Raw genomic sequence first — 19589 nt, forward strand, 5'->3', positions numbered from 1 at the left:
AACCGGGTTCGGTTGGTCCCGGGTCTTCGCCCGGGAAAAATGGTGTGTGAGAGTGCGCGCACCGGCGCGGACCGATCCATACATCGCTTGTCAGCCAGCGGGCCGTATTCGTTTCTTTCAATCAAGGGCCCGAAGGGCCGCGTAGCGGGCATGTCCCTTGACCGAAAGGGAGCCATTCAGCGACAAAACACCAAGAAAGCCATTTGGAACGAGAAGTTGCCAATGCCCGGAACGCTGCTTCAACTCATTCTCTACACGCTGGCTGCCCAGGCCGAGCAGGCGGGCGATCACGATCTTGCCGCGGCGATCCTCGACTTCGAGGCGCGAGGCGAGCATCACATCGTCGAATTTGTTTCCCCGGCACAGGAACGACTCAGTGTTTCGCAGTGGATTGCGTCGACGACCGAGCAAGGCGGATGTTCCTTCACGGCGCGATATTTTCCTTCGCGGCCACTTCGAATCCATCTGAACACGATGCGCCCAACCTACATGACTGACCACAAGCTTCAGGGCGACACAGACATCCTTGGCCGTCCAAGCCTCGACAACGACAATCCTGCGCCTTGGGCCATTGCGGTTACCTTCCCCGACAGCGTTCGCTACTGGTGGCCCGAATGGCAGGCAATCCATCCACGCCCCACCTCCGGCCCAATCTGGACTGTCAGTTATCGTGAACTGCCAGTGGCCGATCCTGGTATGGACTCGCCATCCCTGCACGTCGCTCGGGGAAACCTGAAACGCGCCCTCAATGACATCCGCGAGGTCGATCAATCCGAGCAATCCGGTTACTGGTCGAATTCGTTTTTCCTGCCGGCCCTGGGTCTGCTCGATCCGGCCAGCGCGTCAGAACCTTTTCCCGTATTGCCGGAGAATCTCGGCCTGTCGCCGGATCGCGAGCAACTGCTACGGGGAGCCCTTCGTGGCTGGGTGTTTGGCGGCATGGGTAGTTGGAGCGACAACGGACCATCATCACCCGAAATCGCAGAACGCTGGGAGGCCGTCACGCAGGCGCTGTACACCACAACCAGCTTTGCACTTGTGGCCGCTATCAATGACGAGCAACCGACGTCCTGCCCCACCCCCTAAAGCGGAATATTATCGTGTTTCTTCCACGGGTTTTCCGCCTTCTTGTTCTTCAGCGTTCTTAGCGCCGAGATCAGGCGTTTGCGGGTGTTGTGGGGCATGATGACGTCGTCGATATAGCCGCGGCCGGCGGCGACGAAGGGGTTGGCGAAGCGGTCTTCGTATTCCTTCGCGTGGGCGGCCATCTTGTCGGGGTCGGCGGCATCCTTGCGGTGGATGATCTCGGCGGCACCCTTGGCGCCCATCACGGCGATCTCGGCGGTCGGCCAGGCGTAGTTGACGTCGCCGCGCAGGTGTTTCGAACTCATCACGTCATAGGCGCCGCCATAGGCCTTGCGGGTGATGACGGTGAGCTTGGGAACGGTCGCTTCGGCATAGGCAAAGAGGAGCTTGGCGCCGTGCTTGATCAGGCCGCCATATTCCTGGCGGGTTCCGGGCAGGAAGCCGGGCACGTCGACAAAGGTGACGATCGGGATGTTGAAGGCGTCGCAAAAGCGCACGAAACGGCCGGCCTTGCGGCTGGCATCGCTGTCGAGCACGCCGGCCAGTGACATCGGCTGGTTGGCAACAAAACCGACCGGCTGACCGTCGAGGCGGCCGAAACCGGTGACGATATTGGCGGCATAGTCCGGCGCGATCTCGAAGAAATCGCCCTCATCCGCCACCTTCTCGATCAGCTCCTTGATGTCATAGGGCTTGTTCGGATTGGACGGGACCAGCGTGTCGAGGCTGGGTTCCTGCCGGTCGACGCAGTCATGGCTGGGTCGTTTGGGCGGGGTTTCGCGATTGGACAGCGGCAGGAAGTCGATCAGCCGGCGCAATTGTACCAGGGCCTCGATGTCATTCTCGAACGCGCCATCAGCGACGCCGGATTTCTTGGCGTGGATGGAGGCTCCGCCGAGTTCTTCATGGGTGACGGTCTCGTTGGTGACGGTCTTCACCACATCCGGCCCGGTCACATACATGTAGGAGGTGTCCTTCACCATGAAGATGAAGTCGGTGATGGCGGGGGAGTATACGTCACCGCCGGCGCACGGTCCCATGATCATGGAGATCTGCGGCACCACGCCGGACGCCAATGTGTTCTGCAGGAAGATGTCGGCATACCCCCCCAGCGAGGCGACGCCTTCCTGGATCCGGGCCCCACCGGCGTCGAAGATGCCGATCACCGGCGCGCCGTTCTGGATGGCGGCTTTCTGGATCTTGACGATCTTCTGGGCGTGGGTCTCGGACAGCGAGCCGCCGAAGACGGTAAAATCCTTGGAGAAGAGATAGACCAGCCGGCCATTGATGGTGCCGTGGCCGGTGACCACGCCATCGCCGGGGATTTTCTTGTCGGCCATGCCGAAATCGACGCAGCGATGCTCGACGAACATGTCCCATTCTTCAAACGAGCCATCATCCAGCAGGAGTTCGATGCGTTCACGCGCCGAGAGTTTGCCCTTGCCATGCTGCGCTTCAATGCGCGCCTCTCCGCCGCCCATACGGGCTGCGGCGCGTTTGGCTTCCAGCTGCTCGAGCACGTCTTTCATGGCAGGTCCTTCCCCACGGGATTCTTGTCAGGCGCCAGATAGCAGACCCCCGAGTGATTGTGCAATCAAGCCCGTGCGCCAGTTGAACCGGGAAACAGGCATCATGCGGCGCAGGGATTGCAGCGCATCACGGTGAACCGGGACAAGGATGGGCGCATGAGCGGCCGAGGCATGCAAACAGAAATCGTGACCATTGATGGCATCGGCGCCCCGGAACGCCAGGCCTGGAACGATTTTCGTGCGCGTAACCCCTCCCTCGCCTCGCCCTATTTCAGCCTGGCCTTTACTCAAGCGATGGCCCGGCGACGCAACGACACCCGCATCGCCATCCTGCACCGTAACGGCACAATCGACGGTTTTTTGCCGCTGCACCTGTCCCGTTCCGGCGTCGCGCGGCCGATCGGCGGCCCGCTGGGCGACCATCATGGCCTGATCACCACGACACCCGAACTTGATATTGAAGCGGCCCTCGGCGGCAGCGGCTTTGGCCTGTTCACCTTTCACGGTGCCCTCGCCGACCAGTCCAGCTTTGCCCGGGCCAGCGGCCACCCGCCGCAAATGTCGTGGGTGTCCGATCTGTCAGGCGGCTTTGAGAATTTCCTCGATGATTGCGCCCGCGAAGACGCCAAGGCGATGCGCAACATCCGCGCCCGTCAGCGCAAGCTGGCCGAAATGGGCGATGAGGTCGTGTTCCGCATCGACGACCGCCGCCCGGACGTCTTCCGCGCCGTGATCGAGACCAAGCGTGAGCAATACCGCCGCACCAATGCCCTGGATGTGTTTGTCGCCGGCTGGGCCCGGCAGGCCATCGAGGACCTGTTCGACAGCGATACACCGGAACTGTCCGGCCTGCTGTCGACGGTCGAGATCAATGGTCAACTCGCGGCCGCTCATTTCGGCATGCGCTCCGAACGGGTGCTGCACTACTGGTTCCCGGTTTATTGGCCGGAATTTTCAAAACTCGGCCCGGGCCTGACCCTGTATCTGGAGATCGCCCGTCATCTCGAAACGCTGGGCGTTGACCAGATCCATCTCGGGCCGGGCGATTATGACTTCAAGCGCCGCTTGTCGAATGCCGGTTTCGCCATCGTGACAGGGCGCCTTGAGCGCCCCTCCCTTGCCCACGCCCTGGTGCGGACCGGACAGATGATCGACGGTGTTGCCCGGGCCCTGCCGCTGGGCCGGGTCTCGAATTGGCCCGGCAAGGCATTCCGCCGCCTCGACAAATGGGCCGCCGTACACGCTTTCTAGCCAGTTGGGGGTATCCATGCAGACGCTATTCTCGCCGGATGGCAGTATTGATGCACCGCTCCAGGCGTTCGGCTTCCTGATCGCCACAGCCCTGGCACTGGCAATCACCGTGAACGTGACAGTGCGAGGTTTCGCTGCGGTCGGGTATCACGGATTTGCGCGGCAGGTCGTGAACCCGGACATGCTGGCGCTCATCGCACTCATCGCGCTGGTACCGCTCAACCTGTTCGATCACGCCGTGGTGCCGCTGGCCGGCGTGTTTCGTCCCGAGATTGGCGATGGCGGCCTGGTCGAAAACCTGACCATAACCGTCATGATCTTCCCGGTGGTGCTCGCTATCAGCGGCTTGGGGCAACGGCGGGGACACGGCGCGTTCGGCCCGGTCGCCCTGACGGCTGTGGCGATCGTATTGCTCGTCGCCTTCGGCGAGGAGGTCAGCTGGGGCCAACACTGGTTCGGTTTCACGCCGCCCGAAGCGATAGCCCGCACCAATCTGCAGGAAGAGTTCAACCTGCACAATTACATCACACCCGGCACGATGGAGACCGTCTACTATGTGGGCGGGCTGATCTTGCTGGTGACCGGAGCCCGACTGGGCTCCCTCATCGAGGCGCGCAATGGCGACACCGTGCTGCTGCCGCTTCGGGGCCTGCTGATCCTGAGCGGTGCCCTGATGTGCCATCACATCTTCCAGGAACTGGCCGAGCTCGCGGTTATCGTGACAGGCTTCCTGGTCTGGAACCGGCTCGACGAAGGTCGCCTGGAGTTCCGACCCCGGATACTGCGCACGGTCGCGGCACTCTAGTCCGGCGCGGCCGCCGCCAACCGGTCCCTCCAGGCCGTCGCGTCCTGCTCGATCCGGGAGACGAACACGGCTTTCCGCGCGGCATAGTCCGCCCGGCGGACCAACCCCGCGGCGACGATCACCAGCTTGTGACGACCATAGGCCGAGGCGACATCCGGGTGAGCCCGGAGATAGTCACGAAACGCCAGGTGGCGGCGAAATCCGTCACTGTCTTCCCGGAAGGCGTGAACATGGGCGAGGCGCGTTCCATCGGGATGGTGGCGCCGGTAATAGCGCCGTCCCTCGATCCCGTTCTCGCCGCGCAACTGGTAACCGGCCTGCACCATGGCGTCGTTGCGACGATCCAGCGCCGACAGGTCCAGCGTCCCGACCAGAATGTCGATCACCGGCTTGGCCGCGAGCCCGGGCACGGATGTACTGCCGATATGCTCTATCCGGACGGCCGCACGTCCCAGCGCCGCGTACAGACGGGCCTGCTCCTCGACAAAGCGCCCGGGCCAGGCCGGATCATAATCGACAACCTGGGCCATCAAGCCTGCTCCCCGCCGCTGCCCGACTACTGAAACGGGTTCAGCTTCTTTAGGAAATACTGCAACCCGCCGCGGTTTTCCTTGCGGTCAAGTTCTTCCTGCGAGGTCAGGAAGGTGGTCTGGACGACATAGCGCTCGCCCTCGAAGGGCAGATGACCGTGCCAGGAGTTGTCGGCGCGCAGGAAGGCAAAGACATAGCCTGCCAGCGGCGGTACTTCCTCGGTGAAATCCTCGAAATCCTTGGGTCCGTTGAGCACGCGGATGCAGCCGGCCCCCGTGCCGTCCCACTCGGCATTGAGATAGGTCAGCATAGTCAGGATTTTCGACTTGGAGTCGTTGTGGATCGGACCGTCAGACAGCTGCGACACCTTGCGCACCGTGATCATGCGCGGCTTCTCGGTGAAGTCGACGCCGAACTTGTCGGTCAGGACCTGCGCCAGCTCGGCCGAATTGAGATCTTCCATCAGGCGTTTGAACTCGCCAGAGGTTTCCAGCTTGGACAGCGGCAGATAGCCGGGCTTGTCGATCGCCGGGTAGTCGCGGCGCACATTGGCGGCTTCGTCGGCACTGAGGGCACCGTCCGCGACGAAATAGGAATAGGGGTCTGAGCGGACATTGGCCTGACGCAGCGCGTCAAAATCCAGCAGGCCACCGGGACCGGTCTTGCCAGCTTGCGCTTGGCCATTGGGTTCGGGAGCGGTGTCAGCCATGGTCCAGTCTCCGGTCGGATTGGGATTATCAGGTTAAACGCCTGGCGCCGGGCATCAAGCCGAGGGCGCCGCGTCCAATGCACGCAGGACTGCAGCCATCGTCACCAATTCGTTGCGCAGCCGCGCGAGACGGTCCGCCGCCTCATGATCCTCGCCCCACTGGCTGATCTGGAAATGCTCGTCGAGGGTCGAAAGGGCGAAAGCCTGCTCGCCGTCAATGTCGCCCGCCAGCAGCTGCAGCGCCAACAGGGCCGAACCGCACACCGCCGTGACATGGGCCAGCGTCGTCAGGCGCCAGTCATCCAGCTCGCCGGCGCGCTGCATCACACGCTGCAGGGCGACGGGGTCCTGATCGACCGGCATCAGCCCCGTGGCCGCGACGAAATGGGCGCCCAGTCTGTCCTCGGCCCAGGCCAGGACCGGATCCCAGGCCGCCGCCTGGGAGGCAACCAGCTCCGGCGGTTCCGGGGCCCGGAAGCAGACCAGGTCGGTGGAGGCGTATTTGGTGACTTCCGCCACTGTCGCCGCCCGGGCGTCCGGGATCAGGTCCAGGGCGACGAAGCACAGGCGGGTGGCCGGCATGGCCGGCGCATCAATGCGCTCGCCCTGGGCGTCCCATTCCGACGCCACCAGCTCGGCCAGCGCCCGGGTCGGCAGGGCCAGGGTGCGCTTGGCCGGGGACTTGACCGGCCGACCATCGAGCCGGACCGCAAACCCGTCATCAAGAGCCAGCACATCGACCGTCTTGTAAAAGCGCTTGGGAAGCGAATTTTCACGGCTGGGGATCTTGACCCCGGGCTTGGTCTGATAGGATTCGCTCATAGGGTTGCTCCCGGCGTGAATGCGATGCCGACGGTCTCGGCAAACGTGTCCAACGCCCTGTCGAGCGCGGCGAAATCATCATGGATGCTGTGCGCCCCGGCTTCAGCGATCTCGTCGGGGGTATGGAAACCCCAGCTGACGCCCAGCGTATGGACACCGGCATTGCGCCCCATCGCCATGTCGAAACCGGTATCCCCGATCATCACCGCGTGCGCGGCCTCGGTGCCGGTCTCGCGCAAGGCGTCCAGCACCATGCGGGGGTTCGGCTTGCCGGCTCCGCCGTCAACGGTCTGCAAGGTGTCGAAATAGCGGTGCAGGTCGTGATGCTCAAAGACGATATCGAGGCCTCGCCGGGCCTTGCCGGTCGCCACGCCCATCAGCCAGCCCTGATCGACCAGGCGCTCCAGCGTGTCGCGAACGCCGTCATAGAGCGGTTCGGAAAAGCCGGCCTCGGCGCGTTGCTCGACGAACGCTTCCTTGTAGTAGCCCGCCAGCTGCACGGCACGCTCAGGTCCGAAGTCCGGCGGCGCGAGGCGCGTCACGGCTTCGGTCAGCTCGAGCCCGACAATCGTTCGCGTGCGATCATAGTCGATCCCGCCCAGGCCGGCGCGACGGAAGGCACGGTCCATCGCCTTCTGGATCACCTGCCGACTGTCAACGATGGTACCGTCGACATCCCAGATGGCGAGTTTCAAGGGGCTGCTCACGCGGCGAGGCTCCGTTTGCTTGGGCGCGACATAAGCGGCTGCGTCCGGCTTGGCAAGCACGCCCCGCCTCATGCTAGCTAGGCAGGACATGCAAGCTGGAGTGCACTGCCGATGACCGATCCCGACAATATCACCGAGACCGAGCGCACTGCACTCGATGCAGCGGCCTTCCGCCGCCTGCTCGCCCATCTGGACGCGCGCAAGGATGTCCAGAATATCGATCTGATGCTGCTGGCCGATTTCTGCCGCAACTGTCTGGGCGACTGGTGGCGAGAAGCCGCGGCCGAGCGCGGAATAGACGTGACCCGGGACCAGGCCCGCGAACGTGTCTACGGCATGCCGCCCGGAGACTGGAAGGCGCTCTATCAGGGCAAAGCGAGTCCGGAAAAGATCGCGGCCTTCAAGGCCAAGCAGGCGGCGAAGGCCGGCGGCTGACGCTAGCCAGCCCCGTCCTGGTCCGGCAGGGCCAGATACTGGACCGGCTGACCAACCACATCGAGACGGACGAGGCGGCCACTGTCGACATCGACGAAGAGATCATTGGCTGGCGTCGTGCCGCGCAGCTCGATACGGATGGCGTCGAACAGGCCCGCCGGGGTCTCGACGCTTTCGGCGTCGAAGGCCGTCAGCGTCACGGTCTCGAAGCTGTCCCGCATCGGAATCCACCAGTCAAAGCTGAGGGTGTCACCTGGCTCCAGGTCGAGGACGGTCACCAGCATGAAGACGGCGCCACGTACCATCGCGCCCTCGCGGACCGGATGATCGATGGCTTGGCTCTGGGTCGGCTCGGCCGGGCCATGCAGGTTGCGCGATCCGGTCACCTGCCCATTCTCGAAACCGGCATCGACCAGATAATAGCGGGTACCGCTGTGATAGCGCAGAGCGACCCGGCGCGGTGTCAGGTCAGCCGGGTCCAGCAGGGCCGAGAAGCTTTCATAGTCGCTGCGCGAGACGATCATCGAGCGATCCCACAGGTGCACGCCCGCCTCGTCGGCATACCAGCCATAGCGCATGAAACCGTCGCGCTCACCGTCGACGAAGAGGCCGAGATTGAAGCCGCCCTCCACCAGCTCGGCGCGATTGGCCCGTTCGGCAATGGATTGCGCCTGCGTCCCCGACAAGCCAGCCAGCCCAAGCGCCAGGCCCGCGACCAGAATTCGATTGATGTGTGCCATCCCAGAATGTCCCCTGTTTTTTCGCAGGACATCACCGCTTGCCCGGACTGTCGACTGACCTTCGGCGGCCTTGACGCAGATGTGAGCGCGCGTGAACGGCTGGGACCGGTCTAGGCCAGATCTTCCTCGATCTCGCTCTCACTGATCTCCTTCACCGAGAAACCCAGCGTGTCATAGATTTTCTTCAAAGCCGGCGGCAGGTCGGCGGTCAGGACCAGCGGCTTGCCGCCGGGGCGCGGGATTTCGAGACGGCGGGCGTGCAGGCAGAGGCGACGGCCGAGGTCTTCCGGCGCCGGGCGGTGGCAGGTGTATTTCTTGTCACCGAGGATCGCTGTGCCCATGGCCGCCAGATGGACGCGCAGCTGGTGCGTCCGGCCTGTGACCGGACGCAGGGCCACCCAGGAGGCCTTCTGCCCGGCCTCACCGATGACCACATAACGCGTCAGGGCGTGCTGGGCTCCCTCATCGCCATGACCGGCGGCGACCATGGTCTCGCGCTCGCTGTCGACCCCCGACGCGGCGGCCTTGCGCATGAAACCCTTGATCTCGCCCATCTTGGGCTTGGGCACACCAATGGCGATCGCCCAATAGGTCTTGCGGGTCTTGTGCGACTGGAAGGCCTTGGCGAGGCGCGCCGTCGCCTTGGGCCCCTTGCCGACAATCAGGATGCCGGAGGTGTCCTTGTCGAGGCGATGGACCAGCCGCGGTCGGTCCAGGCCCTCACCGAAGGCATCGAGCATGCCGTCCAGATGCCGGGTCGTCTTGGAGCCGCCCTGCACGGCCAACCCGGCCGGCTTGTTGAACGCGATCAGCTCGTCATCCTGATAGATGACCAGCGACCTCACGTAGGCGATGTCCTCATCCGACATCCGGTTGGCCGGTGCCCGTTCGCCCGGTTCCGGCAGCGGCGGAATACGGACCTCCTGGCCCTCATGGACCCGGCTGTCCCCCTTCACACGCCCGCCATCGACGCGGATCTGACCCTTGCGGCACAGCTTCTGGACCATGATCGCCGAGACATGCGGAAAACGACGCTTGAACCAGCGATCGACGCGTGAGCCGTCTTCGGTGGCTTCTACCTTGATGGTCTGGACACCGCTCATGAGTATGCCTTTCGCATGAGCCAGAGGCCCACAAATACAGCCGCCAGGGCCACCACAACCGAACCCGCCGCGTAGGCGAAGGCCGGCAGGATCGCTTTACGCTCGATCATGTTGGCGATTTCCAGGGAGAAAGCCGAGAACGTGGTGAAACCACCCAGGAAGCCGACCGCTCCGAACAGCCGGATATATTGCTGGTCGCTGCGACCAGTGGCCGCCAGCCAGCCGATCAGCAGACCCATCAGCAGGCCACCGCCAATGTTCACCGCGAATGTACCCCAGACCTGCTCCGGCCCGAACCAGCGGAAGGTCAGGCGACCGACCTGGTAGCGGGACACGGCACCCAGGGCTCCGCCGGCACCAACGAGAAGATAATTGATCATTCCGGGTCGATAGGGTCCCGCGCCCCGATTGGCAAGCACTGCCGCATCGAACCTCGCCACATTAACGGCACACTAACAAATCCTAAATTTCATGTAATTTTTGTTTAGCTATGCGTTTTTGCAATGGCGGTTTGGTGAAATGACGATTGTCCGGCAGCTCTAAGCCCTTATTTACCAACGTGCGAACCGGGAAGGCCCGGCTCGCCAAGACCGCAAGGACAAGACCAATGATGAACCGTGTTTCGACCTCCCTCTCGATGCTCGTCAACGTACTTTTCGTGGCCGGTGTGTTTGGCGCCATGACGCTCGCCCTCGGCGGCGCATTCGCCTAGGCTGAACCTCCCCCCCAAGGGTTCAACCAGACGACCAACGATCCGGACCGGCGACACGCCTCACAGTCTCCCGTCCCGATCGATCCCGACCCCAAGCGAAAGCGGCAGTCTCCCCCAAGGGCTGCCGCTTTTGTTTTGTCGGCATGTCTTGGATACGCCGCAAGCCGCGCTAGACTGCCTGCAATTTCAGGAGTCGCGTCATGTCCGTATTCATTCTGGCCGCCTTGCTTGTCTTGCAGGACGCCGAGATCCAGCCTGGTCCCGAGGCGACTGCCACACAGGAAGCCGCGCCTCAGGCTGGCGAGCCTCAGGCGGGGGCCGATACCGACGAGCCGATGGCAGACAGCCCGCCGACCGATGCGGCGAGCCTGATCGCGCGGATCGAGGGCCGGTTTGCCAGCCATGCCGACACCGTCGCCGAGATGGCCGGACGCAAGGCGCGCGAGCGCTATCTGTCCGAACTCCTCCTGCCGGTCATTTCACGCGCCGACCTCGATGACGGGGCACAGGGTGAAATCCTCGCCGCGCTGTCCGGGCAGATCCATGAGATCGAAGCCAATAACAGCCAGTGGGCACTGGACCAGATCGATCCGGACAGTTTTCTCACCGTGTGGACGGACAACCCGCGCCTTGGCGCCGAGCTGTTGCGGATGGCCCAGCGCGCCCCGGACAGCCAGGCCCGGCTGGTCGCTGCTCTGGAACCGGTCGCGCTGGCCGGCGCCTATGACGGGGCGGCCTACGCGGCGATGGCCGATGCGCTCGCCGTGTCACAGAACCAGCCCCAGCCCTACGGGACAGCGACGGAATGCGTGGACGGGCTGACCCAGGTCTGGCCGCTCGCCGATCCGGACACGATCGACGCCGCCCGCACGGCGCTGGGTCTCGCCCGGTTCGATGCCAATGCGATAGCCGGTCAGGCTTGCGAGACCACCGAAGCCGAACAACCCTGATCAGGCATCAGGCTTCGCCCGCAGGCTCAGCAGCAGTATCAGCGCCGCAGCCACGACTGACATGATCGCGCTGATGCCCAGCAAGGGCCCCACTGTCGCCTCCTCCGCCAGCCCGCCGAACATCAGGTAGAGCGCCGGGATCATGATCAGAATAGCGATATGATGCAGCAAAACCTGGATCCAGGCGAGAAAACCGCTGCCCAGCGCGAAGACGCGATAGAGCACGGCCCAGAGAACGGAGAGGACCCCGCCCAGCAACATCATGTGGGCATGGGTCGGCATCTGGCCGTGGTCGCCCGAGCGGCCCATGTGCTCGCCCAGCAGCATGCCGGCGATCAGCCAGACAAGACCCAGCGTCAGGTGAATGCGTTCCGGTTTCATGAAAACTCCCCCCAGAGTGGTTGAGGGAGAAGAATTCGCCAACCGGGCAGCGTTGGCAAGGCTGCGCTTTATGATCGCCGTGTGTGACGCACCTTGCGCCAGCGAGCGAGACGCTCGCCGATTGCCGCCTCACGGCCATTGCCCGTCGGCTCGTAAAACACCGGGCGGTCCGGCATGTCGTCAGGGAAATAGTCCTGGCCGGAAACGCCGCCGGCAGCGTCATGATCATATTCATAGCCCTTGCCATAGCCCTGATCCTTCATCAGGGCGGTCGGGGCGTTGAGAATGTGGGCAGGCGGCATCAGGGAGCCTGTGGCCTTGGCGGCTCTCTGGGCCCGCTTGAAGGCGACGTAAACGGCATTGGACTTGGCGGCGGTCGCCAGATGGACAACGGCGTGGGCAAGCGCCAGCTCACCCTCGGGTGAGCCGAGGCGCTCATAGGTGCGTGCGGCCTCGTTGGCGATCATCAGGCCGGTCGGGTCGGCGAGGCCGATATCCTCGGACGCCATGCGCACCAGCCGTCGGGCCAGGAAGAGCGGATCCTCGCCGCCTTCAAGCATGCGGGCAAACCAGTACAGCGCCGCGTCCGGATCGGAGCCGCGAATGGATTTGTGCAGGGCCGAGATGAGATTGTAGTGTTCGTCACGGTCCTTGTCGTAGGCGGTCGCGCGCTTGTTGAGCAGCGTGGCGAGGTCGTCGGCGCTGACTTCGACGTCCGGATCGAAGGTGAACACCTCCTCGACCAGGTTGAGCATGTAGCGGCCGTCGCCATCAGCCATCGAGCACAGGGCGTTGCGGCCCCCGGCATCAAGCGGCAGGGCCCGGCCCATCTCGGCCTCGGCGCGCTGCATCAGCAGGTCCAGCCCGTCGTCATCGAGCCGTTTGAGGACCAACACCTGGCAGCGCGACAGGAGGGCGGCATTGAGTTCAAAAGACGGGTTCTCTGTGGTCGCACCGACCAGCGTCACCGTCCCCTCCTCCACCACCGGCAAGAAGCCATCCTGCTGGGCCCGGTTGAAGCGATGGATCTCGTCAACAAAGAGCAAGGTTCCGCGGCCCTGCTGACGCCGGGCGCGGGCTCGCTCGAAGGCCTTCTTGAGGTCGGCCACACCGGAAAAGACCGCTGACAGCGGCTCAAACTCCAGATCGCTGTCCTCGGCCAGCAGGCGGGCAATGGTTGTCTTGCCAACGCCCGGCGGTCCCCACAGGATCAGCGAGGCGAGCCGTCCCTGCGACCGCATCCGGGCAATCGGCCCCTTGCCGGCGAGCAGGTGGTCCTGGCCGACGACCTCGTCGAGCGCTTGCGGGCGCAATCGGTCGGCCAGCGGTCGCGGGGCTTCGGCATCAAGGCCGGCGGCTTCAAACAGGCTTGTCATCGCCCTGGAGCCTAGGCGTGTTCGCGGTGTCGTAGAAGGCAGGTCATGCTAGTCTTGCAGCTCGCAATCCGGTGGGGAGAACCGACATGAATGACGCACCCGGCGATTCAGCACAGGCTGGCGACGCCCATGTGCCGCCGACCTCCGGCGTGGCGCCCTATCTCAGCGTCCGCGATGGTGCCGCAGCAGTGGACTTCTATACCCGTGCGTTCGATGCCGAATTGCTCGAACGCTATGATTTCGAGGGCAAGTTGGGCCACGCCACGCTGCGCATCAATGAGGGCATCGTGATGCTGGCCGACGAATTCCCCCAGCACGAGGCGATGATCGGCAACGTCGCCCCGGCCAGCCTGGGCAATCGCACCACCTTTACGCTCAATCTCTATGTCACCGATGCCGACCGCTGGTTCGACAGGGCCGTGAAGGCGGGCGCCGAGATTGTCCGCCCCTGCAGTGACGAGTTCTTTGGCCGCCACGGCAAGGTGCGGGACCCGTTCGGGCATGTGTGGAGCTTCGTCGCGTTAAAACCCCACACCGATTGAAGCCTGGCCCGCCCTAGTAAAGGCGGACCGAGGTGTCGAAGCGCTGTCCGCGACGCTCCACGATCAGCGGCCAGACCTGCGCGCCGTCATGGGCAGCGAGCACCTCGGCGAGGTCATCAAGCGAATAGATCGGCTCGCCCATCAACTCGACCAGCTGGTCGCCGGGCCGGAAGCCATAACGCGCCGCGACGGACCGCCGCCCGACCGCGCTGATGATCACGCCGCCCCGGAACGGGTCGAGACCGACGCGTTCGTTGAAGGCCGGTGACAGCGTCACCAGGGCCGCCCCGACCAGCGGATTGCGGCCATCGACAGCAAACGGCTCCGGTTCGGAGATACCGGGAGCCGGCTGCACGGCCACATCCAGCGACAGCTCCTCCCCGTCCCGCAGGACCGTGAAGCGGGCATCATCTCCCGCGGCGCGGGTGGCGAGACGAAAACGGGCGCCCGCTTCATTGTTGATGGTCTGGCCATCGATCGCCAATACGATATCGCCCTGCATCAGGCCGGCATCATCGGCCGCTGCGAGCGGGTAGACTTCATTGACCAGCGCGCCACGCGGCCGATCGAGACCGAAAGCATCCGCAATGTCGCTGTCGACCGGCTGCAGGCGGGCGCCCAGCCAGGGGCGGATCAATTCGCCCTCGCTCATCGCGGTGTCGACCACCCGGGCGACCATCTCGACCGGGATGGCAAAGCCGATCCCGTTCGATCCGCCCGATCGCGAAAAAATCATGGTGTTCACGCCGACCAGTTCACCGTCCATGTCGACCAGTGCGCCGCCGGAATTGCCCGGATTGATGGCGGCATCAGTCTGGATGAAGGAGGCAAAATCGGTTTGGCCGACATCTGTGCGGGCCAGTGCCGACACGATGCCGGACGTTACGGTCTGACCGACACCGAACGGGTTGCCAATCGCCAGCACGAGATCGCCCACCTCGACATCGCCGCTCATGTCATACGGCAACACCGGCAGCGGCTCATCGGTTTCGACACGCAGGACGGCCAGGTCGGTAGCCTCGTCGGTCAACAGGATTTCGGCGGAAAATTCGCGGCGGTCGGCGAGGACCACGCGCAGCTCGGTGGCGCCGGCGACGACGTGATTGTTGGTTACGATCACACCCGACGGATCCACGATCACCCCGGAACCGAGCGAGTTCTGTTCCTGCGGTCGGCTGCGGAACATCCGCGAAAACAGCGGGTCATTGGCGAACGGGCTGCGGTTCTGGACCACGCGGCGGGTATAGACATTCACCACAGCGGGCGTCGCTTCGCGCACGATCGGCGCAAAGGACATCTGCATGTCCATCCGGCTGTCCGGCACAACACGGTCATCGGCGGCACCGGCAAGGTCGATCTCCTGGGCAAACGCAGGCGCGCTCGCGAGGAGGACAGCGAAAAAAGCGTATCTGATCATGGCACCCATATAGGCTGGATTGCGGGCACGAAAAAGGCGGCCCTGCTGAAGCAAAGCCGCCTTTTCCTGAACTGGTGCTGACTGGAAGCTTACTCCTCAGTCATGCCGCCTTCTTCCTCGAGGCGGGCCCGATCGCCGGCGCCCTTGGCCGACGGGTCGCGATCAACAAGCTCGATGACGGCCATCGGCGCATTGTCGCCGTGACGGAAGCCGGCTTTCAGAACGCGGGTATAACCACCATCGCGTTCGGTGTAGCGACCGCCGAGCGTGTCGAACAGTTTCTTGACCTGGTCCTCATTGCGGACCTTGGACATTGCCTGGCGGCGTCCATGGACGTCGCCGCGCTTGGCCAGCGTGATCAGCTTGTCCACGAACGGGGCCAGTTCCTTGGCTTTCGGCAAGGTGGTGACGATCTGCTCGTGCTCGATCAGCGAGGCGGCCATATTGGCCAGCATCGCCTTGCGGTGCGAGTGGGTGCGGTTAAGCTTGCGGTGTGCGATGCCGTGACGCATGGCTTTATCTCCTCAGGTCCGGTTCAGGCGCCTCTCGGCGGCTGCCTAGACGTGATCCTCAAAACGTTTGGCGAGATCTTCGATGTTCTCCGGCGGCCAGTTCGGCGCTTCCATGCCAAGATGCAGACCCATCTGGGCGAGAACTTCCTTGATCTCATTAAGTGACTTGCGGCCGAAGTTCGGCGTGCGGAGCATTTCCGCCTCGGACTTCTGGATCAGGTCACCGATGTAGACGATGTTGTCGTTCTTCAGGCAGTTGGCCGAACGCACAGAGAGCTCCAGCTCATCAACCTTGCGCAGCAGCGCCGGGTTGAAGTCGAGCTCGGGCTTGTCGTCCTCGGCCGGACGCGCTTCGACAGCTTCTTCGAAGTTGATGAAGATCTGGAACTGGTCCTGGAGGATGCGCGCGGCGAACGCCACCGAATCTTCCGGGGTGACGGTTCCGTCCGTCTCGACTTCAAGTGTCAGCTTGTCATAGTCGAGAACCTGGCCCTCACGGGTGTTCTCGACCTTGTAGGACACGCGCTTGACCGGGCTGTAGAGCGCGTCAACGCCGATCAGACCGATCGGGGCATCTTCCGGGCGGTTACGCTCGGACGGGACATAGCCCTTGCCGGTGTTGATGGTGAACTCCATGCGGATTTCCGCACCCTCGTCCAGCGTGCACAGCGCCAGGTCCTTGTTGACGATCTCAACGTCAGCCGTTTCCTCGATATCACCAGCGGTGACGATACCGGGGCCCGACTTCTTGAGAACGACACGCTTGGGGCCTTCGCCATGCATGCGCAGGGCGATCTGCTTGATGTTCAGCACGATGTCGGTGACGTCTTCACGAACGCCGTCGATCGACGAAAACTCGTGGACGACGCCGTCAATGTGGACATTCGTCACTGCTGCACCCTGAAGCGAGGACAGCAGGACACGACGCAGCGCATTGCCCAGCGTCATGCCGAAGCCACGCTCCAGCGGCTCGGCGACAATCTTGGCTTGGCGCGCGGGATCATGTCCCGGCTCGATTTCCGGCTTCATCGGGCGGATGAGTTCTTGCCAGTTCTTCTCGATCACGTTCTTACTGCCCCTTCATCAGCCGTACGGCTTGCACCGTCGGCGCGTTCAACAGGCGAAATGCGCGCAGCGTACTAGACGCGGCGGCGCTTCGGCGGACGACAACCGTTGTGCGGAATCGGCGTGACGTCCTGGATGGTGGTGATGGTGAAACCCACCGACTGCAACGCACGCAGCGCGCTTTCGCGCCCCGAACCCGGACCGGAGACCTTCACTTCGATGGTCTTCATCCCGTGTTCCATCGCCTTCTTGCCAGCATCTTCAGCCGCCATCTGGGCCGCATAGGGAGTCGACTTGCGCGACCCCTTGAAGCCCATGTGACCGGCCGACGACCAGGAAATTGCATTTCCCTGAGCGTCCGTGATGGTCACCATGGTGTTGTTGAAGCTGGCACTCACGTGGGCAACGCCCGACGTGATGTTCTTCCGTTCGCGCCGCTTAACGCGGCCAGTATCTTTAGCCATCGGTCAGGGCCCTACTTTTTCTTGCCGGCAATCGGCTTGGCGGGACCTTTGCGCGTACGCGCATTGGTGTGAGTGCGCTGGCCACGGACAGGCAGGCCACGACGGTGGCGCAGGCCACGGTAGTTACCCAGGTCCATGAGACGCTTGATGTTCACAGCCACCTCACGGCGCAGATCCCCCTCCACTTGGTGATCACGATCGATCACTTCGCGGATTTGCAGGACTTCTGCATCCGTCAGTTCACTGACGCGGCGCTCGGGCAAAATGGAAACCTGCTCGCAGATCTCCTTCGCCTTGGCCGGGCCAATGCCGTGGATGTAGCGAAGCGCGATCTCTACGCGCTTATTCGTCGGAATATTGACGCCGGCAATACGGGCCACTTTCCATCTCCCAAATTCTGAACGCCATTCACGGACGACCCAACAGGCAACCTTTCGGTCGCCGCATCAGCTCGCCCGTTTCGCGAAGGGCGCTATCTACAGTCAGCGTTGCCACCCCGTCAATGGGGTTGCAACAGGTGCGTGTCACTTCTCTTCGAGAGCTGCAGCAATTCCGGCTGCAACCTCATCCATGGAACCCATGCCGTCGACCGCCTTCACCTTGCCTTGTTCGGCAAAGAAAGGGATCAGGGGCGCGGTCTGCCCATAGTAGACTTCCAGGCGCTTGCGAATGACGTCTTCGGTGTCATCCGGGCGGCCTTCCTCCTCAGCGCGCTTAACAAGCCGCTGAACCAGTTCTTCGTCGTTCACCTTCAACTCGACAACGGAATCAACCTTGGTTCCGCGATCGAGCAGGAGCTGATCGAGTGCCTGTGCCTGGGCCACCGTGCGCGGGAAACCGTCGAAGATGGCACCACCGGCAGCTTCCGCTTCCGGCAGGCGTTCCTCGATCAGCTCGATCACGATCGCGTCGGAAACCAGGTTGCCCCCGTCCATAATCGCAGCCACACGCCGGCCCAGCTCTGTTCCCGCCGCACGGGCGTCGCGCAACATGTCTCCGGTGGAGAGCTGCACCCAACCACGCTCGGCAACGAGACGCTTGGACTGGGTGCCCTTGCCGCAACCGGGCGGTCCGAACAGGATAATATTCATCGCTTGCGTCCCCGCAGCTTCGACTTCTTGATCAAGCCTTCATACTGGTGTGCCAGCAGGTGCGACTGGATCTGGGAAACCGTGTCCATGGTCACCGAAACCACGATGAGCAGGGACGTACCGCCGAGAGCCGTATTCGGGTTCATCATCATCGGCACCATACAAATCAGCACCAGGTAGAGGGCACCGATGAAGGTCAGGCGGGACATGACGAAGTCGATATGTTCCGCGGTCCGCTTGCCCGGGCGGATGCCCGGCAGGAAACCGCCATACTTCCGCAGGTTCTCGGCCATGTCTTCCGGATTGGAGACAACCGAGGTGTAGAAGAAGCAGAAGAAGATGATCATCGCGGCGTAGGCCAGCATGAACCAGGGCGAACCCGGTCCGAGGATCGCGACCGCGCTTTGCAGCCAACCCGGACCCGACTGGGCCTGGAAGCTCGCAGCGGTCGCCGGCAGCAACAGCAGGGATGAGGCAAAGATCGGCGGGATCACGCCGGCCGTATTCAGCTTGAGCGGCAGGAAGGAGGTATCACCACCCACCATGCGATTGCCTTGCTGGCGCTTGGGGTACTGGACCAACAGGCGGCGCTGGGAGCGCTCGACAAACACGACCAGCAGCAGGCCGACCAGGATCAGCACGGTGCCGACCACGAGGACGGTACCGTCTCCGGTCGACGAGGCTTGAGCCAGGGCGCCGCCAATGACGCCCGGAACGGCCGAGATGATGCCGGCGAAAATGATCAGGGAGACGCCATTGCCGACACCGCGGGCGGTAATCTGCTCGCCCAGCCACAACAACAGCATGGTGGCACCGACAAGGGTGATCACGGTCGACGCCAGGAAGAAGGGCCCCGGATTGAGGGCCAGCGCCACTCCTTCACTGTTCGGCGTATTCATGCCGATGGCGATGGCAAAGGCCTGACCGGTCGCCAGAAGCACCGTCAGATAGCGGGTATACTGGTTAATCTGCTGACGACCCTGCTCGCCACCTTCCTTCTTCAGCTTTTCAAGGCTGGGAATGGTGGCCGACATCAACTGCATGATGATCGAGGCCGAGATGTAGGGCATCACATTGAGAACGAAGATCGCCATGCGTTCGACGGCACCGCCGCCCAGCATGTTGAACATCCCCAGGATGCCCTGCCCCTGCCCGCCGAGGGAGTCGAACACACGTGCGTATTCTTCCGGATTGATGCCCGGAATCGGAACGAAAGTGCCCAGCCGGTACACGATCAGGATCCCGATCGTGAACAGGATACGCTGATGCAGTTCCTTCGCTTTCGCGAAGGAACTGAAATTCATGTTCTGGGCAAGCTGTTCGGCAGCAGAAGCCATCAAGACGTCCTTACGAGGTCAGCA

23 protein-coding genes are annotated in these 19589 nt (G+C 63.3%); 6 read left to right on the forward strand and 17 right to left on the reverse strand.

Annotation, left to right across the window (positions count from 1 at the left end; genetic code table 11):
- Positions 1–222 precede the first annotated feature (222 nt).
- Positions 223–1086, forward strand: coding sequence for a hypothetical protein (locus tag VOI18_RS05925; protein WP_323761483.1), 864 nt, complete (start codon positions 223–225; stop codon positions 1084–1086).
- Here the strand turns inward: VOI18_RS05925 and VOI18_RS05930 are convergent.
- Positions 1083–2615, reverse strand: coding sequence for an acyl-CoA carboxylase subunit beta (locus VOI18_RS05930; RefSeq protein WP_323761484.1), 1533 nt, complete (start codon positions 2613–2615; stop codon positions 1083–1085). The two genes, VOI18_RS05925 and VOI18_RS05930, sit on opposite strands and share 4 nt — an antisense overlap.
- A 171-nt stretch (positions 2616–2786) precedes the next feature.
- Here VOI18_RS05930 and VOI18_RS05935 point away from each other — a divergent pair, with 171 nt between their 5' ends.
- Positions 2787–3866, forward strand: coding sequence for a GNAT family N-acetyltransferase (locus VOI18_RS05935; RefSeq protein ID WP_323761485.1), 1080 nt, complete (start codon positions 2787–2789; stop codon positions 3864–3866).
- Positions 3867–3882: 16 nt separating this feature from the next.
- A complete protein-coding gene (locus tag VOI18_RS05940; RefSeq protein WP_323761486.1) occupies positions 3883–4671 on the forward strand; it encodes a hypothetical protein in 789 nt (262 codons plus the stop codon).
- On the opposite strand, the gene VOI18_RS05945 is transcribed toward VOI18_RS05940, so the two are convergent.
- Genes VOI18_RS05945 through VOI18_RS05960 form a run of 4 tightly spaced genes read right to left on the reverse strand, consistent with a single transcriptional unit; the run spans position 4668 to position 7440 of the window.
- Positions 4668–5201, reverse strand: coding sequence for a GrpB family protein (locus VOI18_RS05945; RefSeq protein ID WP_323761487.1), 534 nt, complete (start codon positions 5199–5201; stop codon positions 4668–4670). The genes VOI18_RS05940 and VOI18_RS05945 overlap by 4 nt on opposite strands.
- Before the next feature lie 26 nt (positions 5202–5227).
- A complete protein-coding gene (locus VOI18_RS05950; RefSeq protein ID WP_323761488.1) occupies positions 5228–5911 on the reverse strand; it encodes a 2OG-Fe(II) oxygenase in 684 nt (227 codons plus the stop codon).
- A 54-nt stretch (positions 5912–5965) separates the two neighbouring features.
- Complete coding sequence (locus VOI18_RS05955; RefSeq protein WP_323761489.1) at positions 5966–6733, reverse strand: ATP12 family chaperone protein; 768 nt, start codon at positions 6731–6733, stop codon at positions 5966–5968.
- Positions 6730–7440 (reverse strand): HAD-IA family hydrolase, encoded by a 711-nt coding sequence (locus tag VOI18_RS05960; protein WP_323761490.1) that lies wholly within the window; start codon positions 7438–7440, stop codon positions 6730–6732. The genes VOI18_RS05955 and VOI18_RS05960 overlap by 4 nt, the downstream gene beginning before the upstream one ends.
- A gap of 111 nt (positions 7441–7551) precedes the next feature.
- Between VOI18_RS05960 and VOI18_RS05965 the strand changes: the two genes are divergently transcribed.
- On the forward strand, positions 7552–7875 hold the full coding sequence (locus VOI18_RS05965; protein WP_323761491.1) for a DUF1244 domain-containing protein: 324 nt from the start codon (positions 7552–7554) through the stop codon (positions 7873–7875).
- 2 nt (positions 7876–7877) lie between these two features.
- On the opposite strand, the gene VOI18_RS05970 is transcribed toward VOI18_RS05965, so the two are convergent.
- From VOI18_RS05970 to crcB, 3 genes are all read right to left on the reverse strand, one after another.
- Positions 7878–8615, reverse strand: a complete 738-nt coding sequence (locus VOI18_RS05970; protein ID WP_323761492.1) for a hypothetical protein — start codon at positions 8613–8615, stop codon at positions 7878–7880.
- Positions 8616–8725: 110 nt separating this feature from the next.
- Complete coding sequence (locus tag VOI18_RS05975; RefSeq protein WP_323761493.1) at positions 8726–9718, reverse strand: RluA family pseudouridine synthase; 993 nt, start codon at positions 9716–9718, stop codon at positions 8726–8728.
- Positions 9715–10098: a fluoride efflux transporter CrcB gene (gene crcB, locus VOI18_RS05980; protein WP_323761494.1), complete on the reverse strand. Its 384-nt coding sequence runs from the start codon at positions 10096–10098 to the stop codon at positions 9715–9717. The genes VOI18_RS05975 and crcB overlap by 4 nt, the downstream gene beginning before the upstream one ends.
- Positions 10099–10630: 532 nt before the next feature.
- On the opposite strand from crcB, the gene VOI18_RS05985 reads away from it, so the two are divergent.
- On the forward strand, positions 10631–11380 hold the full coding sequence (locus VOI18_RS05985) for a hypothetical protein (RefSeq protein ID WP_323761495.1): 750 nt from the start codon (positions 10631–10633) through the stop codon (positions 11378–11380).
- On the opposite strand, the gene VOI18_RS05990 is transcribed toward VOI18_RS05985, so the two are convergent.
- Both VOI18_RS05990 and VOI18_RS05995 read right to left on the reverse strand, forming a co-directional pair.
- Entirely contained in the window at positions 11381–11761 is a 381-nt protein-coding gene (locus VOI18_RS05990) for a hypothetical protein (RefSeq protein ID WP_323761496.1), read from the reverse strand. It lies immediately after the preceding gene.
- A 68-nt stretch (positions 11762–11829) separates the two neighbouring features.
- On the reverse strand, positions 11830–13137 hold the full coding sequence (locus tag VOI18_RS05995) for a replication-associated recombination protein A (RefSeq protein WP_323761497.1): 1308 nt from the start codon (positions 13135–13137) through the stop codon (positions 11830–11832).
- Positions 13138–13223: 86 nt separating this feature from the next.
- On the opposite strand from VOI18_RS05995, the gene VOI18_RS06000 reads away from it, so the two are divergent.
- Complete coding sequence (locus VOI18_RS06000) at positions 13224–13679, forward strand: VOC family protein (protein WP_323761498.1); 456 nt, start codon at positions 13224–13226, stop codon at positions 13677–13679.
- Between the two features lie 13 nt (positions 13680–13692).
- Here the strand turns inward: VOI18_RS06000 and VOI18_RS06005 are convergent, their stop codons facing one another.
- The 7 genes from VOI18_RS06005 to secY all read right to left on the reverse strand — a co-directional run bounded on the left by VOI18_RS06005 (position 13693) and on the right by secY (position 19565).
- Complete coding sequence (locus VOI18_RS06005) at positions 13693–15096, reverse strand: Do family serine endopeptidase (protein ID WP_323761499.1); 1404 nt, start codon at positions 15094–15096, stop codon at positions 13693–13695.
- An 89-nt stretch (positions 15097–15185) separates the two neighbouring features.
- Complete coding sequence (gene rplQ / locus VOI18_RS06010) at positions 15186–15608, reverse strand: 50S ribosomal protein L17 (RefSeq protein ID WP_323761500.1); 423 nt, start codon at positions 15606–15608, stop codon at positions 15186–15188.
- Positions 15609–15653: 45 nt separating this feature from the next.
- On the reverse strand, positions 15654–16673 hold the full coding sequence (locus tag VOI18_RS06015) for a DNA-directed RNA polymerase subunit alpha (RefSeq protein ID WP_011643709.1): 1020 nt from the start codon (positions 16671–16673) through the stop codon (positions 15654–15656).
- A 74-nt stretch (positions 16674–16747) separates the two neighbouring features.
- Complete coding sequence (rpsK, locus tag VOI18_RS06020) at positions 16748–17137, reverse strand: 30S ribosomal protein S11 (protein WP_011643710.1); 390 nt, start codon at positions 17135–17137, stop codon at positions 16748–16750.
- An 11-nt stretch (positions 17138–17148) separates the two neighbouring features.
- Entirely contained in the window at positions 17149–17517 is a 369-nt protein-coding gene (gene rpsM, locus VOI18_RS06025) for a 30S ribosomal protein S13 (protein WP_011643711.1), read from the reverse strand.
- 144 nt (positions 17518–17661) lie between these two features.
- A complete protein-coding gene (locus VOI18_RS06030) occupies positions 17662–18228 on the reverse strand; it encodes an adenylate kinase (protein ID WP_323761501.1) in 567 nt (188 codons plus the stop codon).
- Complete coding sequence (gene secY / locus VOI18_RS06035; protein ID WP_416374859.1) at positions 18225–19565, reverse strand: preprotein translocase subunit SecY; 1341 nt, start codon at positions 19563–19565, stop codon at positions 18225–18227. Before secY ends, VOI18_RS06030 begins: the two co-directional genes overlap by 4 nt.
- Positions 19566–19589 lie beyond the last annotated feature (24 nt).

The sequence above is a fragment of the Maricaulis sp. genome (genome assembly GCF_034670125.1).
In the GTDB taxonomy this organism is placed as follows: domain Bacteria; phylum Pseudomonadota; class Alphaproteobacteria; order Caulobacterales; family Maricaulaceae; genus Maricaulis.

What these genes read in the sequence shown, in the direction of transcription:
- crcB (WP_323761494.1), bottom strand. Translation starts at nt 10,098, where the DNA reads ATGATCAATTATCTTCTCGTTGGTGCCGGCGGAGCCCTGGGTGCCGTG.
- VOI18_RS05940 (WP_323761486.1), top strand. Translation starts at nt 3,883, where the DNA reads ATGCAGACGCTATTCTCGCCGGATGGCAGTATTGATGCACCGCTCCAG.
- VOI18_RS05950 (WP_323761488.1), bottom strand. Translation starts at nt 5,911, where the DNA reads ATGGCTGACACCGCTCCCGAACCCAATGGCCAAGCGCAAGCTGGCAAG.
- VOI18_RS05990 (WP_323761496.1), bottom strand. Translation starts at nt 11,761, where the DNA reads ATGAAACCGGAACGCATTCACCTGACGCTGGGTCTTGTCTGGCTGATC.
- VOI18_RS05945 (WP_323761487.1), bottom strand. Translation starts at nt 5,201, where the DNA reads ATGGCCCAGGTTGTCGATTATGATCCGGCCTGGCCCGGGCGCTTTGTC.
- secY (WP_416374859.1), bottom strand. Translation starts at nt 19,565, where the DNA reads ATGGCTTCTGCTGCCGAACAGCTTGCCCAGAACATGAATTTCAGTTCC.
- VOI18_RS05965 (WP_323761491.1), top strand. Translation starts at nt 7,552, where the DNA reads ATGACCGATCCCGACAATATCACCGAGACCGAGCGCACTGCACTCGAT.
- VOI18_RS05970 (WP_323761492.1), bottom strand. Translation starts at nt 8,615, where the DNA reads ATGGCACACATCAATCGAATTCTGGTCGCGGGCCTGGCGCTTGGGCTG.
- VOI18_RS05995 (WP_323761497.1), bottom strand. Translation starts at nt 13,137, where the DNA reads ATGACAAGCCTGTTTGAAGCCGCCGGCCTTGATGCCGAAGCCCCGCGA.
- VOI18_RS05975 (WP_323761493.1), bottom strand. Translation starts at nt 9,718, where the DNA reads ATGAGCGGTGTCCAGACCATCAAGGTAGAAGCCACCGAAGACGGCTCA.
- VOI18_RS05930 (WP_323761484.1), bottom strand. Translation starts at nt 2,615, where the DNA reads ATGAAAGACGTGCTCGAGCAGCTGGAAGCCAAACGCGCCGCAGCCCGT.
- rpsK (WP_011643710.1), bottom strand. Translation starts at nt 17,137, where the DNA reads ATGGCTAAAGATACTGGCCGCGTTAAGCGGCGCGAACGGAAGAACATC.
- VOI18_RS05935 (WP_323761485.1), top strand. Translation starts at nt 2,787, where the DNA reads ATGCAAACAGAAATCGTGACCATTGATGGCATCGGCGCCCCGGAACGC.
- VOI18_RS06005 (WP_323761499.1), bottom strand. Translation starts at nt 15,096, where the DNA reads ATGATCAGATACGCTTTTTTCGCTGTCCTCCTCGCGAGCGCGCCTGCG.
- VOI18_RS05925 (WP_323761483.1), top strand. Translation starts at nt 223, where the DNA reads ATGCCCGGAACGCTGCTTCAACTCATTCTCTACACGCTGGCTGCCCAG.
- VOI18_RS06030 (WP_323761501.1), bottom strand. Translation starts at nt 18,228, where the DNA reads ATGAATATTATCCTGTTCGGACCGCCCGGTTGCGGCAAGGGCACCCAG.
- VOI18_RS05955 (WP_323761489.1), bottom strand. Translation starts at nt 6,733, where the DNA reads ATGAGCGAATCCTATCAGACCAAGCCCGGGGTCAAGATCCCCAGCCGT.
- VOI18_RS05985 (WP_323761495.1), top strand. Translation starts at nt 10,631, where the DNA reads ATGTCCGTATTCATTCTGGCCGCCTTGCTTGTCTTGCAGGACGCCGAG.
- VOI18_RS06000 (WP_323761498.1), top strand. Translation starts at nt 13,224, where the DNA reads ATGAATGACGCACCCGGCGATTCAGCACAGGCTGGCGACGCCCATGTG.
- rplQ (WP_323761500.1), bottom strand. Translation starts at nt 15,608, where the DNA reads ATGCGTCACGGCATCGCACACCGCAAGCTTAACCGCACCCACTCGCAC.